The following is a 15692-nucleotide window of genomic DNA, read 5'->3' on the forward strand; positions in this document are numbered from 1 at the left end:
GCCAAATTAAAAACTTGATAAAACAAGGGCAAAATGAAAAGAAAACGTAAAACTGTCTAGACAGTTTTACAATTCATATACCAATTGTCTAGATTTTGAATCGTGACAATTTGTTGTACAATGTTGCCCTAGAAATCCCTAACAATGCAGCGGCTTTTGACTTATTTCCTTTTGCTTCTTTTAAAACACGTTCAATTAATCCTCTTTCTTCCTCATCACGTACCACTTTCATCGCTTCTTGTTTTGCTGGTAAAGACTGAATCATAGGTACTAATTTCTTTTGCTCCATATCCCGATAATAGAATTCTTCTGGTAAATCCTTAGCACGTATATGCACATCATCCGACAACGCGAATAACCTTTCCAGCACATTGATCAATTCCCTCACATTACCTGGCCAATTATAATGGAACATAAGGCGTAATACTTCTTTATCAAGTGTCTTTTCTTCAGCATTATACATCTGACATAATTTTTGCAAATGTTCTTCAACGATGAGCGGTATATCTTGTTTTCGAAAACGAAGCGGCGGAATCTGAATCGGGATGACATGAAGGCGATGATATAAATCTTCTCTAAATGTGCCTTCTCTCACCATTTGTTTTAAATCTTTATTTGTCGCTGCAATTAGCCTGAAATCAACAGGAATTGGATGTGTACCACCTATTCTTTCTATTTCTCTTTCTTGTAAAACGCGTAGAATTTTCACCTGCGTTAATAGAGACATATCGCCAATCTCGTCTAAAAATAACGTTCCATGATTGGCAAGCTCAAACTTCCCTGCCTTCCCATTCTTTTTCGCACCTGTAAAAGCACCTTCTGCATAACCAAACAATTCAGATTCTAGTAAATTATCAGGAATAGCAGCACAGTTCACACTAATAAATGGACCGTTGTTTGTTACACCAGCACCGTGTATAGCTCGCGCGAATTGCTCTTTACCAACACCACTTTCTCCAGTAATTAATACAGACGCTTTCGATCTAGCTGCTTTTCGAGCCATTTTTTTCGTTTCAGAAATCGGCTGACTTTCCCCGAGAATATCTTCAAAGTGAATTTGCTTCTTCTTCGGTTTCGAGAATAGTGGTTTGACAGCACCGTCTTTTTGATCAAATCTCTCTAGTATTTTATAAATATCTGAAATCCCTTCATGAATCAGCATCCCTACAGCACCTATCACTCTACCCTGCTTCCAAATTGGCATCCGGTGCACAACTAGATTCTGTCCTTGTAGACGGTGCACTTGATTTCTTTCTGGTACTCCTGTTTTTAAAACAACCGGAAGCCGTGTATTCTCAATTACATTCTCAGCGCGCTGTCCGATTGCTTCTTCTTTCGTTACACCAACAAAGCGACTATACGTGTCATTAAACATTTGAATAACACCGTTTTCATCCACAATTGCAATGCCTTCATATGCAGTATCAAAAGAGAGTCGTAGCCATTCAATTACATGCCTAGCTTCTTCCAATTGTTGTTTCATATATTTCTGAAAAGCGAAAAGCTCATTTTGACCGATAATCCCTTCTAGCACTCCGTTTTTTTCATTTATCACATAAAACGGTACATGTTGAATGACTTCCATTGCATTTAAACTTGACCCTTTGTGAAAAGATTTATCTATAATCATATGAACAAAAGTACTTTCATCACTGTTTTCTTTCATCCACTGCACACAATCTAGTAATTTCACAATACCTATCATTCTTTTTCCCTCTAGTACAGGCAGTTCATCAGTTTTTAATGCGATAAGTAGATTGATCGCCTCTGCAACCGTATTACTCATATTCACAAACTGAAAGTCTTTATTCAGCCATCTTTCTACAGAGTAATCTTCTATAGAGTCCATATGTTTCCACCTCTTTTGCAAGCAATTAGGAAATATGAAAAGGCGATGACTCTCCACATCAAGCAGTTGTTTTTGCCAAAGATGTCTCATCATCGCCTTTTCCCTTTGTTTTATTGATCTTCAGATAACACTGTTTTTGCAATTCCGTTATCTAATTCTTCAAAATCATGATACGAAATTGTTTCATATAATTCACTTCTCGTTTGCATGTTAGATAGACCTTCTTTTTGTGATCCTGTTTCTTTAATAAGCGTAAATACACGCTCATACGCTTTCGCTGCAACGCGAAGTGATGTAACAGGATAAATTACCATTTGGAATCCCATATTTGCAAATTCTTCTGCACTGTAATATGGTGTTTTCCCAAATTCAGTCATGTTCGCAAGTAGTGGCGCATTTACTTTGCTGTTAAATAAACGAAATTCCTCTTCAGATTGAAGCGCTTCTGGGAAGATAGCATCCGCACCTGCTTCTACATAAGCAATCGCTCTTTCGATTGCTGCATCCACCCCTTCTACACCGCGAGCATCTGTACGTGCTACAATATATAAGCTTGGCGCAACTTCTTTAATCGCTTTAATTTTTTGAACTAATTCTTCTGTAGTAACAAGTTTCTTACCATTTAAATGTCCACATTTCTTTGGTAATTGTTGATCTTCAATTTGAACAGCCGCTACTTTCGCTTCCACCATTTCGACAGCTGTTCTTGCTACGTTTAGTACTCCACCAAATCCTGTATCAATGTCAACAAGAACTGGTAAATCTGTAGCTCTTACTAGATCCCTTGCTCTCTCTGCTACTTCAGTAGACGTCACGATTCCTAAATCTGGTAGGCCTTTACTTGCAGTATAAGCAGCTCCCGATAAATAAAGAGCTGAAAAACCTGTATTTTTCGCCACAAGAGCCGCCATTGCATCATGAGCACCTGGAATTTGCAAAATTTCATTTGCTTCTACTAAAGCTCGGAAGCGATTCGCAAGCTCCTCTTGTGTTGACTGTTTATTCACAACCCAAGCCATTCTAAATTCCCCCTATTATTAAATTAAGAATAGATCTACAAATTCGTTAACATCCATATTTTCTAGTTTTTCTTCATTTAGACAAGCTTCATGAATTTTTTCTTGTTGTTTACTAGAATAATGGCCTGCCATATTTGCAGTGAATTTTTGAACAACTTTTGGAATCGCTTCGTCTCTACGGAAACGGTGGCCAAGTGGGTATTCACATTCCACATTTTCTGTTACAGTACCATCTTTAAAATGAACTTGAACAGCGTTGGCGATTGAGCGCTTGTTCGGATCAAGGTAATCTAAACTGTACTGTTTGTTTTCAACAACAACCATCTTATTACGTAATTCATCTACACGTACGTCAGCTGCTACTTCATCCTCATAATCATCCGCAACGATATCACCTTTTAATAAACCGATTGCAGTAATGTATTGTAAACAATGATCACGATCAGCTGGGTTATTTAATGGCCCCTCTTTATCGATAATACGAATTGCTGATTCATGAGTTGTAATTGTAATACGATCAATTTCATCTAATCTTTCTTTAATTTCCGGATGTAATTTCACAGCACATTCTGCAGCTGTTTGTGCATGGAATTCTGCTGGATATGACACTTTGAATAATACATTTTCCATTACATAAGATTCTAGCGGTCTTGCTAATTTTAATTCTTGTTTATTAAATAATACATCTTGGAATCCCCATCCTGGTGCAGATAATGCTGTTGGGTAACCCATTTCACCTTTTAGAGCAGTCATTGCAAGATGAACACCGCGGCTCGTCGCATCACCTGCTGCCCATGATTTACGTGAACCAGTATTTGGAGCATGACGGTATGTACGAAGACTAGAATTATCAATCCACGCATGTGATAATGCATTAAAGATTTCTTCACGTGTTCCACCAAGCATTTTCGCAACTACAGCTGTCGTCGCTACTTTTACGTATAATACATGGTCAAGACCAACACGGTTTAAGCTGTTTTCTAAAGCAAGTACGCCTTGAATTTCATGTGCTTTAATCATCATTTCTAGTACTTCACGTACTTTTAATGGTTCTTTTCCTTCTGAAATACGGACGCGACTAATATAATCTGCAACTGCTAAAATTCCGCCTAAGTTATCAGATGGATGTCCCCATTCTGCTGCAAGCCATGTATCGTTATAATCTAACCAACGAATCATACAACCGATATTAAATGCGCCTTTTACTGGATCTAGCACATAAGATGTACCTGGTACACGTGTACCATTTGGCACGATAGTTCCTGGTACAACTGGTCCTAGTAATTTCGTACACTCTGGATATTGTAGTGCTAAAATTCCGCATCCAAGTGTGTCAAGTAATACGTAGCGAGCAGTACTGAATGCTTCTGCACTTGTCACCTCTTTATTTAATACATAATCCGTAATTTCTTCTAATAATGCATCTTTTTGTTTAATTTCATTTGTTTTAATCATGCTATTCTTCCCTTTCTGTCGAAAATTCGTTATTATTAAGAATGGGTGTCGGTCAAACACCCACCTGGCGGGCGGCCCTAACAACTCCCCAGTTGTTTTTATTTGCTAAGCACATGTCGCTCGCCGATATAATTTACACGCGGACGGAACAATCGATTGTTTGTATGTTGCTCAATCACATGCGCACATAGGCCTACAGTTCTTGAACTGAAAAAGATCGGTGTATACAGTTGAATTGGAATACCTAACATCCAATAAACTGGAGCAGCATAATAATCTAGATTCGGATAGATTCCTTTTTCTTTCTCCATAATCTTTTCTCCAGCTTCACACATTTCATATAATGTATAATCGCCTTTTACATCACATAACTGTTTTAAAGCTTCTTTCATCATAAGTGCTCTTGGGTCCATCTTCTTCATATAAACGCGATGTCCAAATCCCATAATTTTTTCTTTGTTATATAATTTCTTTTGCAGTAACTCTTCAAATTTCTCAACATTTCCTGCTTCTAACAGCATGTACATAACCGCTTCATTTGCACCGCCATGTAAGCTTCCTTTTAAAGAGGCAACCGCTCCTGTTAAAGCACCGTATAAATCTGATTGCGTAGATGCAATTACGCGTGCTGTAAATGTAGAGTTCGGCATTTCATGTTCACTATATAAAACAAGGGAACGATCAAAGATTTTCTCTTCCAGCTCAGTTGGTTTTTTCCCAGTTAACATATAAAAGAAGTTCGCACTATACGATAATTCTTTTAACGGTTGAACAGGCTCTTCATTGTTTAAAATATGGTAACTGTTTGCCACAATATTCGGCACTTTGCTTAATAGCTTATAACCGCGAGCTTTGTTCACTTCTAACGATCTATTTTCAATATCGTTATCGTAACCAGCTAGTGCAGATACGCCTGTACGTAGTCCGTCCATTGGATGCGTTTCTTTTGGTAATGCTTTCAAAACATTGAATACACCTTCTGGCACTTCATATTCTTCCTTCAATTTCTTTTCAAGTGCCTTCTTTTCATCCTCATTTGGTAAATGTTCTTCTAGTAAAAGATGCACAATGTCTAAATAACTTTTTGTCTTTGATAGCTCAATTAAGTCATATCCTTGAATAACAATTTCACCTTTTACTGTGTCAAGAAACGAAATTTTCGTCTCCGCTGCAACTATACCATCTAATCCCGGGGAAAATTTTTCTTCAGCTTTCATTATCATTTCCTCCAATCCTAATAGGTCTTCATGTACTTAACTGTAAGCCTTTACAACATTGCGAAACTACATTTCTATTTCAATGTATCAGAGTTTTTAGAAGATTTCAATTTATTTTATAATGATAAGTTTCCTATGCTTTTCCTACTGTAATAAAAGTATTTTTTAAGAATAATGTCTAAGTTTTTCATTAAAAGATTCTTCCTAACCTCTTTTTAAAAACCAAAATATATTAATTTTAAATAAAGTTTTATATAAATCTAGTAAAATAAACCATTCACTTCCATATATCCATTCTCTTTTTGAAATATAGAAAAAAGCGAGTGGCATCTATCCCCAACTCGCTTACAGATATTTTATATACTGCTATTGATACAATATAATTTTCATATAAAAAAATTTTATTTTTAATAAAGTTATTATTTTACATAATTAAATTCAATTTCATCCATTTCCATGTGATAACTTACTACTAAATCATAGTCTTGAAATATGTACCTTTATAACAAATACATGAATATACTGCACCATAACTCAATTTAGGAGTGATTCTTTTATGTATGTATTTCCAACAAGAATTGCGGTTGTAGCCCCTGTTATCGCCCCTTCTGTCCACACTGCTCCTGTTCATACAGCAACTTCCGATGTTGGAATTGAACTTCCAGCAACTTGGCAGCAATACCCGTTACCTGGAGCAACAACACCTTCATTTTGGCATCAAGGAAGCCATTCAGCTAGTCCCTCTTATCATGGATCTCTCCCCGTTTCTCCGTATCCATCTCTTCAAATTTTCTATCATTTCCCCGCAATTTATTTTCAAAACTTTCATGGGACCTTCAACATCTAAAATGGTTTAAAGGCATTTTCATCTCATATAGAGTGTACCAATGTATAACAACTAAAAAACACTTAAGTTATCGATTTTTCTACGATATCTTAAGTGTTTTTCGTAATTCTTATATGTTTTTAACTTTTAAAAAGTATTGTATTTATTGACCACCATTGGGATTGGAAGCGGTCTCTCCTTGGCTAGGTGGAGTTGTATTCCCTTGACCATTTCCGTTACCGGGCGGAGTCGTATTTCCTTCGCCATTTCCATTACCCGGCGGCGTTGTATTTCCTTGGTCAGTTCCATTACCCGGTGGCGTTGTATTTCCTTGGTCATTTCCATTGCCTGGCGGCGTTGTATTTCCTTGACCATCTCCATTACCTGGCGGAGTCGTATTTCCTTGACCATTTCCATTGCCTGGCGGAGTCATATTCCCTTGGTCATTTCCATTGCCTGGCGGCGTTGTATTTCCTTGACCATTTCCATTTTGATTATTTGTTGCATCATCTTGATTTTGTTCTTCATTTTTCTTATTTTCTTCATTTTGTTTTTGCTCTTGCAGTTTTTTCTCTTCTTCTGTTTGTTTCTGCTCTTCTTGCTGCTTAGTTTGCTCTTCATTTTTCTTTTGTTCGCTCGAGCTTGAGTTTGACGTGCTCGGATTTGGAGAAGAATCTCGCTTTGCACCTTTTACACGCAATTCATCACCCTCTTGAACAACACTACTTGGCATCTTAAAACGTGACGTATCTGTTCCAAACTGACTCATCATTTCTTTAAAAATTTGTTGAGCAATTTTCGTATTTTTACTGCTTATATACTCTTCTGTACCGTCTTTCATATATCCGGTCCAAACTGCCATTGTATATTGCGGTGTATAACCAGCAAACCAACTATCACGTACAGCACTAGCCGGAATACCGTATTGTGCTAATTTTTCAGCTGAATAGTTTGTCGTTCCTGTTTTACCGGCAACATCTAATGAACTTACATCCGCTGCTGTACCAGTACCAGATTTAACAACAGAACGCAGCATGTCCGTAATCATATATGCTGTATAATCTTCCATAACACGTTTCGGTTTTGGTTCAAAACTTTGAGATTTCCCATCAGGATAAACCACTTTTTTAACGAAGTGTGGTTTTATATATTTACCATCATTACCAAATGCAGCATATGCACCTGCAACTTCAAGTGGTGAAGCTTCGTTAGTTCCAATCGCATCTGCTTCAACTGCTGGTTTACTAAATGGAATACCTAAACTTTCCGCGAAACTTTGCGCTTTACTTAACCCTACTTCTTTCGCTGTTTTAACTGCTGGTATATTACGTGACATTTTAAGCGCATCACGCATTGTCATCGAACCTTGATATGTTCTATCAGCATTTCGAAGCTCTTGCCCTGTTGAATATTTAAAAGGTGAATCATCAAGTTGATGATAAGTTGGCCATTTTAAATATTCAATTGCTGGACCATAGTCAAAAATCGGCTTCATTGTTGAACCTACTGAACGATCTAATTCAGTCGCCATATTAAGCCCTTTAAATGTCGCTTTATTTTCACCACGCCCACTACCTATAGCGAGAACCTCTCCAGTTTTTGTATCCATAAAGGTAAAAGCACCTTGGAATTTATCATTCGGATAGCTAATAATATCTTCATTTAAAAGCTTCTCTGCGTATTTCTGGGCATCCTCATCTAATGTTGTGTAAATAGATAATCCATCAGATCCAATGTTTGCATCTGGTAACTCTTTTTCTACTTCCTTCACAACAGCGTCTATAAACGCTGGATACGGCATTTCTGTAGGTTCTTTAGAAGGATTTAATCCTTCAGTTACTGGAACCTTTGATGCTTCTTCCATTTCTTTTTTTGAAATATATCCATGTCGGTTCATTAAATGTAATACAACATTTCTACGCTCTGTTGCTCTTTCCACATTTTGTGGTTTTGTTGGATCGTAAATACTCGGTCCTTTTGGTAGTCCTGCAAGCATAGCAGCCTCTGGTAGAGTTAACTCTTTTAACTCTTTTGAATAATAGTTTTCAGCTGCTGTTGCAATACCATAAGAACGATTTCCTAAGTTAATCTTATTTAAATACATTTCCAGTATTTCATGTTTCGAATATTGTTGCTCTAACTTATGAGCTAAATATATTTCTTGCGCCTTACGCTTAGGTGTTTTCTCCATAGATAAGAAATAGTTTTTAATAACCTGTTGTGTAATTGTACTACCACCTTGCGAGCCATAATTCCCAGTTAAGCTGACTAAAATCGCACGTGAAGTACCCTTAAAATCAACTCCATTATGCTCATAGAACCGTGCATCTTCTGTAGCTAAAAAGGCATCTTCTACTAATTTTGGTATTTGATCATACGTAATATTTGTTCGCTTCTCTTTCCCATATTCATATATCAGCTCTTTCTTGTTATTATAAATTTTTGCTGATAACGGATTGACAAGCTTTTCTTTGTCAAGCTTTGGAGCATCCTTTATCATAATGAAAAAAGTAGTTACTCCTCCTACGAGCGCCACGATTCCAAGTATTAAACAACCAATTAAAAATTTACGAAATACAGATGTCTTACCTTTTGTTTTTTCCTTCTTAGTACTTGGTTGCTGTTTCTTTTGTACTTGTCTTCGCTCCTCTCGAGAACGATAATTTTCTGACATCTTGCTTTCTCCTACCTTTCAATCTCTTATTGATTTATCATTAATAAAGTGAAACTGTAATCAATGGGTTTTTCTTCATCCCTCACTGATTATTAGCCCCCACCAATCAGGCCTTACAGGCAGTTGATCCCCTATCTATCTTCCGCGTTTCTCTCTGAATCTTAAGAGTGGGATCTTACTGCCCATTAATGCTACGGAAAATATAACGCCCTTTCATTCAATCGTTAGTGACAAATCAATAGTGAAATTAAAATATCATAACAATATGAATTTCGTGTGAACTTCTAGTAAAATGCAGAAACATAGCTGATTTGAGAATAAATATGGTATATGATCCAACAATCTATATACTATTTACAATGTGCCATTCAGTCAATACATAGCAAAAACACCCTCAATTTCACTCTATAATATGAATAGCCCCTCCTTGACACTCTTATGAGTATTTTAAAGAAGGGGCTTCTATTGGAATACTATTAAAAATTCGAAACAACCTTACATAAAATTACCGTAAAATACTTTTCCCTAACCGGAATTACATTTTGAACAGTAATGTTATAAGAGCCTGTTTCTTCTCTTCTTTGTTCAACAATTTTATTTAAAATATGTGCTAAAGACTCTCCCTCTTCCAATATAATATCTATAAATTCTTGTTCATTCATATGATCCACTCCTTCACAATAATTATCTTTCGACAAAATGGCAGGGTTTTCCTTTACCAATATCTAAATATATTAAAGAAGGGAGATGAACTAACATGACTTTATATCCAATAATTTCAAAAAACTTAGTCGCTGTAGGTTATAATCCATCCTCTATGATTTTACGAATTGAATTTAGAAATGGCACATATGATTTTTATGCTGTACCAGAAAGTATATATAAAGGGTTAAAAAACGCCCAATCCAAAAGCTATTATTATGATACCTATATTAAAAATTCCTATCGTCACACTAAAATTTAAAGGCAATTGAAAACAATTTATCCCATATTAACGGGCAGTAAGTCCCCCACTGGTTAAAGTTTCGCTTTATCTCATTGTAAAAAACCCTATGTAAAACACAAAAGGTATTACGTTGTTTATGCAACGTAATACCTTTCTCTCGGCCATTATTTAATCACTACATGTTCTTCTTTCACCCAGCTATTTTATCCAATATCAATAGCACCCTCTTTTCTTGCCCAAATCCGATAAGAAACTGAGCCGTTAATTACACCTTTTAAATTTATACATTCAGGTTCTTCGTAATAATTAACCCCATATCCAGCTGGGTATTTTGAATAAGCTTGAAACCATTCTACATCAAAATGCTCTAATTTCGCCCACTGTTGCTCGTTTCCTAATTTAATCATATCTTTATCCCCGCCACCCCAATACCCTTCAAAAATCAAATAAGGAATCTTCTTTATGATATGTCCAGTAAATACAGGATCTGCTGGATTCTCATATAAATTAATTCCGTAACCTTCGGGGTATTTTGAATGAGCAATTCCAATACCTACAATTTCTTCTGAATAATTTTGTATATGATTCGTACTACCTAGGAACCATGACAAAGGCTTACTACCAACCAAATCATTCAAATCAACTTTTCCAATCCCTTCAACATTTCCTGCTTCAGTATATTGCCATATATCACACGGATATGCCGGTTTATTACCACCGTAACGTGGAATCCAAAGAAAATCCGCTTCCACTTCTTTTAAACCATATTTATTATACATATGGTGCCCTACATACAATCCAACTTTCCACCCCGCAGCTTTACAAGTATTAATAAATGCTTGAGATGCTTTAGCTAACCTATTTGGGCCACAACTTTTTAACGTATCATCTTCAACATCAAGAACAAGAAATTTAGCGTTAGAACTTACCCTGTTCATAAAATCTTTCGCCTCTATCACCGCATCATTAACCGAAACATAACACCCATAAGCGTACGCTGCATGCGGAATGCCACGTTGCTCCAAATTTGTTACATAACTTTTATAACGCTCATCAACAGTTCTTGAACCATACTGCACACGACATATCGCTAATTCAATTTGCGATGCAGCCACATCCCAATTGATATTACCGTTCCACTTAGAAATATCAATAATATATTTGCCCATTATTCCTCTTCTCCTTTTGTAATACTATATTCAAAGCTTGTCTCATAGACTGTTCAAATACTTGATACAATCTAACAATATGTATATAGTAAAAATCGATTAAAATAGGCGTTTATTTTACCGATTCTATTTCATAAATGATAAAAAGCATCCTAATGGACGCTTTTTATTTCATAACCATTTAGCTTTCCAATACCAAATAAATCGATTTCTGTATCAATTAATTTTGGGATGAATTTCACTATTTTTGTCCTACCTTGAAAAACGTCCCCTTCAGTAGTAATAAATTCAAATATTGGTTGCTCACTTTTCTTCATTATTTCAACGAAAAATGCAACTTTATCAGTAGTTCCACGTACAATAACTTCCCAGTCTAAATAGTCATCAATCCTTACATAAGCTATCTGAAAATCAATCTCTTCTTTTCTCTTTCCTAAATAAGTGATTTTTTCTACTTCAAACTGTGCCATTTCACTACCTCCCTTTTAATACTTCTTCGACAGGAAAGTAGAAAAACCTACACAATTACATATCTTTTATTAAATTACAAAATAATAAAACGAAAAAGAGATTCTTCCTATAATCCTTGTCCTACTAAAAAGAAAGAAAGTCTATTTTGATAGCCACATTTTCACCCTTACCCCTCAATCATTTGTGTGATTCCAACTGCAGAAATAGCTGTGCCAATTGCTTGTATCCAAATACCAATTAACCCAACTAATCTCTCATCTTCTTTTTCATTATCAGTTTTTTCAACCATTTGTTTTTCCTTCGATAGATTGCGTATGCCTTGATATGCTTGTAACCCAGCACCTAGTGTCTGCAATGAATTGCCCACTACAATTAGCCATGGAATTTCAGGTTCCACATTTAGCGCTACTTCTACCCCTACAAATGCCCCAATAGACTGTAGACTGTTTCCTGTAATAATAAGAAAATCATTCGCTTCCGTTTCTTTTTGTATATTAAAAGATGTCCCTATTACATTCGAGACATTCCCTAAAGCTAATAATTCAATCCCTATTTTCTCGAAAGATTTATCGCCTCGATCCGTTTGTTCCTCTTTCTGAAATATTTTTTCTTCCCCTTGTATTTCTTGTTTATCTAAGGAGCCTGTTAAAGCTATTAATTGCAGTATATATCCAAGAGCCTGCAATGAACTACCTACGATGACGAGTGGTCCCTCTACACGTTCTTCTCCTATAAATCCCCTTGTCGTCCCAATGGCAGCCATCGTATTTCCACCTACTTGAAACCATGCTCCCGTAACATTTAAACCCCTTGGATTCATATTATTCAGCCACCTATATTAGAATCATCTGTTAAATAAAAACTTTTCATTTCATACTTTGGTCCCTAAATACATTCCTTATATTTCCCCATTATATTTTCGGCCATGTCGTTTTGTGCTTGAACTACTCCTCTCCTCTTTTTCATATGGATAAATGAAAAAGAGCACTTAAAAGTGCTCTTTCTGTGATAAGGAGTTTTCAATGAGTATGAAAAAAGCGATTTACGCTTGTCCCATACTTCACTATATGCTTGTCCCGCTAAAAAGGTGTTCGATTTATGAAGATTTCTTACCATTCATTCTATGTTTTTTCTCTTAATTAAGCTGCCTTCTTGATTAAAATGATCAACAGTCTTTCTCTATAAATCTATTAACTTGCAAATCTTTGTAGCTCAAGAAAAGAAGGAATTTTCATTTTGAAAATTCTGCTCAATACGTCTATGATTCACTAAAAAGATTGAAAATTAGAAGGACAGTTCATCTGTCCTAACTTACTTAACTAATTCACATTGCAACCTATATTCTTCTAACTCCCAAATTTTATCAATAATACGGTCTTTGCAACATTTAATTCCAATATTCACATCGTAATTAGTAGGAGCTAAACATGCACTGGATTCGGTCAAAATAAATCCATTTGGCAACTTAGCAATCACTACTGTACATTTGCCATGAAATTCTTCCACTGTCCATCGGGTCTTTTCTAGAATGTCATTAATATCTTCTTGGGTTATAGTATTCTTCATTTCCTTCTCACCCTTCTGTATTTGTTTTTCATCCTTATTTTCTTCGATGTCTAACTTACGATATTGTATCTTGTTCCATCTGCGATCCATCGCATAAGCTGGACTTTCAAAATACATTATGACTATATATATGCACTTCGTAATCATAGAAGTCGTGAATTTTTAATGTTTCCAATAGTAAGTGTGACGGTCACCTTGAATTTCTCATCAATATTTTTATAAAAACAATTCATGCGATGAATATTACAATGAATGCAACTGTGATTGTTAAAGATTTTATTTACCAGATCATCACGATACTTTACATCTGGAATGATTCGTCTCTTCTCTCCATTTTTCTTGTATCGTATTTTTTGTATTCATAATCATCGATTTCATGGTTCTGCATGTACATCCATATCGCTTCTGATTCATCTTTTGAACGAGATTGTTTGTGCATTTGTTTTAAATGCTTGGAAGAATACAGATAATTTGCCCCCGTATAACGAATATATGATGGATCATATTTAATCCACTGATCGCCTCCAAGATTTAGCCACCCGTTTGACTGCCATCGCAACTAAGATTTTCAATGTTGTATCCCATTCCCCCAAGAAATACCTACAAAAATCACCGAAAGTGATAAGAAAAGTTTTTGATAATATATCGATACGATTTCAAAATAAAAAGAGAGACGATTGTCTCTCTTTTCTTTAAATAGTTATATTAAATATAAATTTCTTGTTCTTGATTTGTCCATACATCTTGGAAAATATCTTTGCAGCTCACAGGTAATTTGTCCTCATCCCAAACCATGCTTCCTGCTTTCAATGTCGCCTTCACTTTAGGGTTATTTCGATACTGGAATACATCGCCTTCTTTAAATTGACCATTTTTGTATCCCTCTAAGACTTCATGTAGCATCATATTAAATTCCCCCTTTTCCAATTCTTACTTTTATTATATATTAATCTATAATTTATTTCAATATTCTAAAAATATTTCTCAACTTGTATACCTAAAACTTTCTTATCTAATAATCATCTCCTTTAAATAAAAAATTTTAAAAGTGAAACGAAATCTTCCCTCTTGATCTATGAATTGAATTTACTCAAATCTCTAATTGGTTAAAACAAAAAGAGTACTGAAAAGGTATAAGTCTTCAAAAGTGCTATGGTGATTTACCTGAATCTATGAAACCTGTCACAGTTCGAAGTATTCAACAAATCGTTAGAACAGCTCTTGCTTATGCTGTACATCACGAAATCGCAAAAAAGACTGTTACTGATGTAATTAGTCCACCAACAGCTGATGCTAAAACAGTAAATACATGGACTGAGGAAGAAGTTCTTCATTTTTTAGAACACGTTAAAGAAGGTCGATATTATATTGCATATCTTCTTGCAATCACCTGCGGTATGCGTAAAGGAGAAATATTATGTCTTCAATGGAAGGATATCGATTTCGAAAGAAGAACATTGTCAGTCAACCATTCCCTTTCTCATATCACAAATGAATTTCATGAAACTAAGACTTCTTCAGATAAACGTTTAATCGTTATATCAGAGATTACAATACATGCTCTCAAAGAACAATATAAACGTATAAAAGAAGAAAAAGAACGTTATGGAAGTGAGTATAATGATTTTGCTTTAGTCTGCCCTACCTTTAACGGAAATCCTTGCAATTTCAGAAGTTTGACACAGCTCTGGAAAAAGCTTATAAAGAAAAGTGAGGTTCCTGATATTCGCTTCCATAATTTAAGACACACTCATGCAACGTTAATGTTGAAACGAGACATTCATCCAAAAATTACGAGTGAGCGATTAGGACATAAAAGAGTAGGTATCACATTAGACACCTACTCGCATGTTGTACCAGGCCTTCAAGAAATTGCGGTGGATCAATTTGCGAACGAATTATTCAAAAAGGACAACTCTCGTTAGAAATTTGTTAGAAGTTTTCGTTTTCTAGCAAAAACACCGCCTAAAAAACAACAAATATAACGAATGAAAAAGGAGCAATCAAACATGAAAGAAATCAAGTCTGAAAAGGAATTCAAAGACATTATCGCAAGCGAGGAGCCAGTAGTAGTTAAATTCTTCACTACATGGTGCCCAGATTGCGTTCGTATGGACAATTTTATCGTTGATGTAATGGAAGAGTTCAACAAATTTGAATGGTATTCTATTAATAAAGATGAGTTCCCAAGTATTGCAGAAGAGTATCAAGTGATGGGAATCCCTAGCTTATTAGTGTATCAAAATGGTGAAAAACTTGGTCATTTACATAGCGCAAATGCAAAAACAGAAGAGCAAGTGACTGAGTTTTTAGAAGCGTACTAAAATAGAAAAAGTGCCTCTGAGATATATTTTTTTCAGAGGCACTTTTTTATTCGTTTTTGATGATTATTTTTCGTAATTGTTTGGTCATTTCGGCAGAAGTATAATATGCTGTTTCTTCATGACCAATATACATGATGACACTTTGCTCCCCTGCGTCTCCAAGATATAAATGAATT

16 protein-coding genes are annotated in these 15692 nt (G+C 35.5%); 4 read left to right on the top strand and 12 right to left on the bottom strand.

The window, feature by feature from the left end; genetic code table 11:
• Nucleotides 1-88: 88 nt before the first annotated feature.
• The 4 genes from CN373_RS07685 to mmgD all read right to left on the bottom strand — a co-directional run bounded on the left by CN373_RS07685 (nucleotide 89) and on the right by mmgD (nucleotide 5540).
• Entirely contained in the window at nucleotides 89-1849 is a 1761-nt protein-coding gene (locus CN373_RS07685; protein ID WP_000377206.1) for a sigma-54-dependent Fis family transcriptional regulator, read from the bottom strand.
• 110 nt (nucleotides 1850-1959) lie between these two features.
• Complete coding sequence (gene prpB, locus CN373_RS07690) at nucleotides 1960-2868, bottom strand: methylisocitrate lyase (protein WP_000312651.1); 909 nt, start codon at nucleotides 2866-2868, stop codon at nucleotides 1960-1962.
• An 18-nt stretch (nucleotides 2869-2886) separates the two neighbouring features.
• The gene (gene prpD / locus CN373_RS07695; protein ID WP_000598134.1) at nucleotides 2887-4323 is read right to left on the bottom strand and encodes a 2-methylcitrate dehydratase; all 1437 of its coding nucleotides are present in this window, start codon (nucleotides 4321-4323) and stop codon (nucleotides 2887-2889) included.
• A gap of 98 nt (nucleotides 4324-4421) precedes the next feature.
• A complete protein-coding gene (mmgD, locus tag CN373_RS07700) occupies nucleotides 4422-5540 on the bottom strand; it encodes a citrate synthase (RefSeq protein WP_000642641.1) in 1119 nt (372 codons plus the stop codon).
• A gap of 556 nt (nucleotides 5541-6096) precedes the next feature.
• Here mmgD and CN373_RS07705 point away from each other — a divergent pair.
• Nucleotides 6097-6387, top strand: coding sequence for a hypothetical protein (locus CN373_RS07705; RefSeq protein ID WP_098359033.1), 291 nt, complete (start codon nucleotides 6097-6099; stop codon nucleotides 6385-6387).
• Nucleotides 6388-6529: 142 nt separating this feature from the next.
• Here CN373_RS07705 and CN373_RS07710 read toward each other — a convergent pair whose 3' ends face one another.
• Nucleotides 6530-9040: a transglycosylase domain-containing protein gene (locus CN373_RS07710; RefSeq protein WP_098359034.1), complete on the bottom strand. Its 2511-nt coding sequence runs from the start codon at nucleotides 9038-9040 to the stop codon at nucleotides 6530-6532.
• A gap of 476 nt (nucleotides 9041-9516) precedes the next feature.
• Nucleotides 9517-9702 carry a hypothetical protein gene (locus CN373_RS07715; protein WP_001005209.1) on the bottom strand — a complete coding sequence of 62 codons (186 nt, stop codon included), beginning with the start codon at nucleotides 9700-9702 and terminating at the stop codon, nucleotides 9517-9519.
• A 95-nt stretch (nucleotides 9703-9797) separates the two neighbouring features.
• On the opposite strand from CN373_RS07715, the gene CN373_RS07720 reads away from it, so the two are divergent.
• The gene (locus CN373_RS07720) at nucleotides 9798-10004 is read left to right on the top strand and encodes a KTSC domain-containing protein (RefSeq protein ID WP_000177490.1); all 207 of its coding nucleotides are present in this window, start codon (nucleotides 9798-9800) and stop codon (nucleotides 10002-10004) included.
• A 185-nt stretch (nucleotides 10005-10189) separates the two neighbouring features.
• Here the strand turns inward: CN373_RS07720 and CN373_RS07725 are convergent, their stop codons facing one another.
• The 6 genes from CN373_RS07725 to CN373_RS07755 form a co-directional block, all read right to left on the bottom strand.
• Entirely contained in the window at nucleotides 10190-11155 is a 966-nt protein-coding gene (locus tag CN373_RS07725; protein ID WP_098359035.1) for a GH25 family lysozyme, read from the bottom strand.
• Nucleotides 11156-11307: 152 nt separating this feature from the next.
• Entirely contained in the window at nucleotides 11308-11625 is a 318-nt protein-coding gene (locus tag CN373_RS07730) for a hypothetical protein (protein WP_000046653.1), read from the bottom strand.
• 167 nt (nucleotides 11626-11792) lie between these two features.
• Nucleotides 11793-12446 carry a DUF6944 family repetitive protein gene (locus CN373_RS07735; protein ID WP_001069567.1) on the bottom strand — a complete coding sequence of 218 codons (654 nt, stop codon included), beginning with the start codon at nucleotides 12444-12446 and terminating at the stop codon, nucleotides 11793-11795.
• Between the two features lie 491 nt (nucleotides 12447-12937).
• Nucleotides 12938-13192 (bottom strand): Gp49 family protein, encoded by a 255-nt coding sequence (locus CN373_RS07745; protein ID WP_033664691.1) that lies wholly within the window; start codon nucleotides 13190-13192, stop codon nucleotides 12938-12940.
• Between the two features lie 301 nt (nucleotides 13193-13493).
• A complete protein-coding gene (locus tag CN373_RS07750) occupies nucleotides 13494-13751 on the bottom strand; it encodes a hypothetical protein (RefSeq protein WP_001267529.1) in 258 nt (85 codons plus the stop codon).
• A gap of 146 nt (nucleotides 13752-13897) precedes the next feature.
• Nucleotides 13898-14098, bottom strand: coding sequence for a hypothetical protein (locus CN373_RS07755; protein ID WP_000979157.1), 201 nt, complete (start codon nucleotides 14096-14098; stop codon nucleotides 13898-13900).
• Between the two features lie 365 nt (nucleotides 14099-14463).
• Between CN373_RS07755 and CN373_RS07760 the strand changes: the two genes are divergently transcribed.
• Nucleotides 14464-15117, top strand: coding sequence for a site-specific integrase (locus CN373_RS07760; RefSeq protein ID WP_111901924.1), 654 nt, complete (start codon nucleotides 14464-14466; stop codon nucleotides 15115-15117).
• An 84-nt stretch (nucleotides 15118-15201) separates the two neighbouring features.
• Nucleotides 15202-15516 (top strand): thioredoxin family protein, encoded by a 315-nt coding sequence (locus tag CN373_RS07765; RefSeq protein WP_000658772.1) that lies wholly within the window; start codon nucleotides 15202-15204, stop codon nucleotides 15514-15516.
• Nucleotides 15517-15692 lie beyond the last annotated feature (176 nt).

The organism is Bacillus cereus (assembly GCF_002561295.1).
GTDB classification, from domain to species: domain Bacteria; phylum Bacillota; class Bacilli; order Bacillales; family Bacillaceae_G; genus Bacillus_A; species Bacillus_A cereus_S.

What these genes read in the sequence shown, in the direction of transcription:
- CN373_RS07685 (WP_000377206.1), bottom strand. Translation starts at nt 1,849, where the DNA reads ATGGACTCTATAGAAGATTACTCTGTAGAAAGATGGCTGAATAAAGAC.
- prpB (WP_000312651.1), bottom strand. Translation starts at nt 2,868, where the DNA reads ATGGCTTGGGTTGTGAATAAACAGTCAACACAAGAGGAGCTTGCGAAT.
- prpD (WP_000598134.1), bottom strand. Translation starts at nt 4,323, where the DNA reads ATGATTAAAACAAATGAAATTAAACAAAAAGATGCATTATTAGAAGAA.
- mmgD (WP_000642641.1), bottom strand. Translation starts at nt 5,540, where the DNA reads ATGAAAGCTGAAGAAAAATTTTCCCCGGGATTAGATGGTATAGTTGCA.
- CN373_RS07705 (WP_098359033.1), top strand. Translation starts at nt 6,097, where the DNA reads ATGTATGTATTTCCAACAAGAATTGCGGTTGTAGCCCCTGTTATCGCC.
- CN373_RS07710 (WP_098359034.1), bottom strand. Translation starts at nt 9,040, where the DNA reads ATGTCAGAAAATTATCGTTCTCGAGAGGAGCGAAGACAAGTACAAAAG.
- CN373_RS07715 (WP_001005209.1), bottom strand. Translation starts at nt 9,702, where the DNA reads ATGAATGAACAAGAATTTATAGATATTATATTGGAAGAGGGAGAGTCT.
- CN373_RS07720 (WP_000177490.1), top strand. Translation starts at nt 9,798, where the DNA reads ATGACTTTATATCCAATAATTTCAAAAAACTTAGTCGCTGTAGGTTAT.
- CN373_RS07725 (WP_098359035.1), bottom strand. Translation starts at nt 11,155, where the DNA reads ATGGGCAAATATATTATTGATATTTCTAAGTGGAACGGTAATATCAAT.
- CN373_RS07730 (WP_000046653.1), bottom strand. Translation starts at nt 11,625, where the DNA reads ATGGCACAGTTTGAAGTAGAAAAAATCACTTATTTAGGAAAGAGAAAA.
- CN373_RS07735 (WP_001069567.1), bottom strand. Translation starts at nt 12,446, where the DNA reads ATGAATCCAAGGGGTTTAAATGTTACGGGAGCATGGTTTCAAGTAGGT.
- CN373_RS07745 (WP_033664691.1), bottom strand. Translation starts at nt 13,192, where the DNA reads ATGAAGAATACTATAACCCAAGAAGATATTAATGACATTCTAGAAAAG.
- CN373_RS07755 (WP_000979157.1), bottom strand. Translation starts at nt 14,098, where the DNA reads ATGATGCTACATGAAGTCTTAGAGGGATACAAAAATGGTCAATTTAAA.
- CN373_RS07765 (WP_000658772.1), top strand. Translation starts at nt 15,202, where the DNA reads ATGAAAGAAATCAAGTCTGAAAAGGAATTCAAAGACATTATCGCAAGC.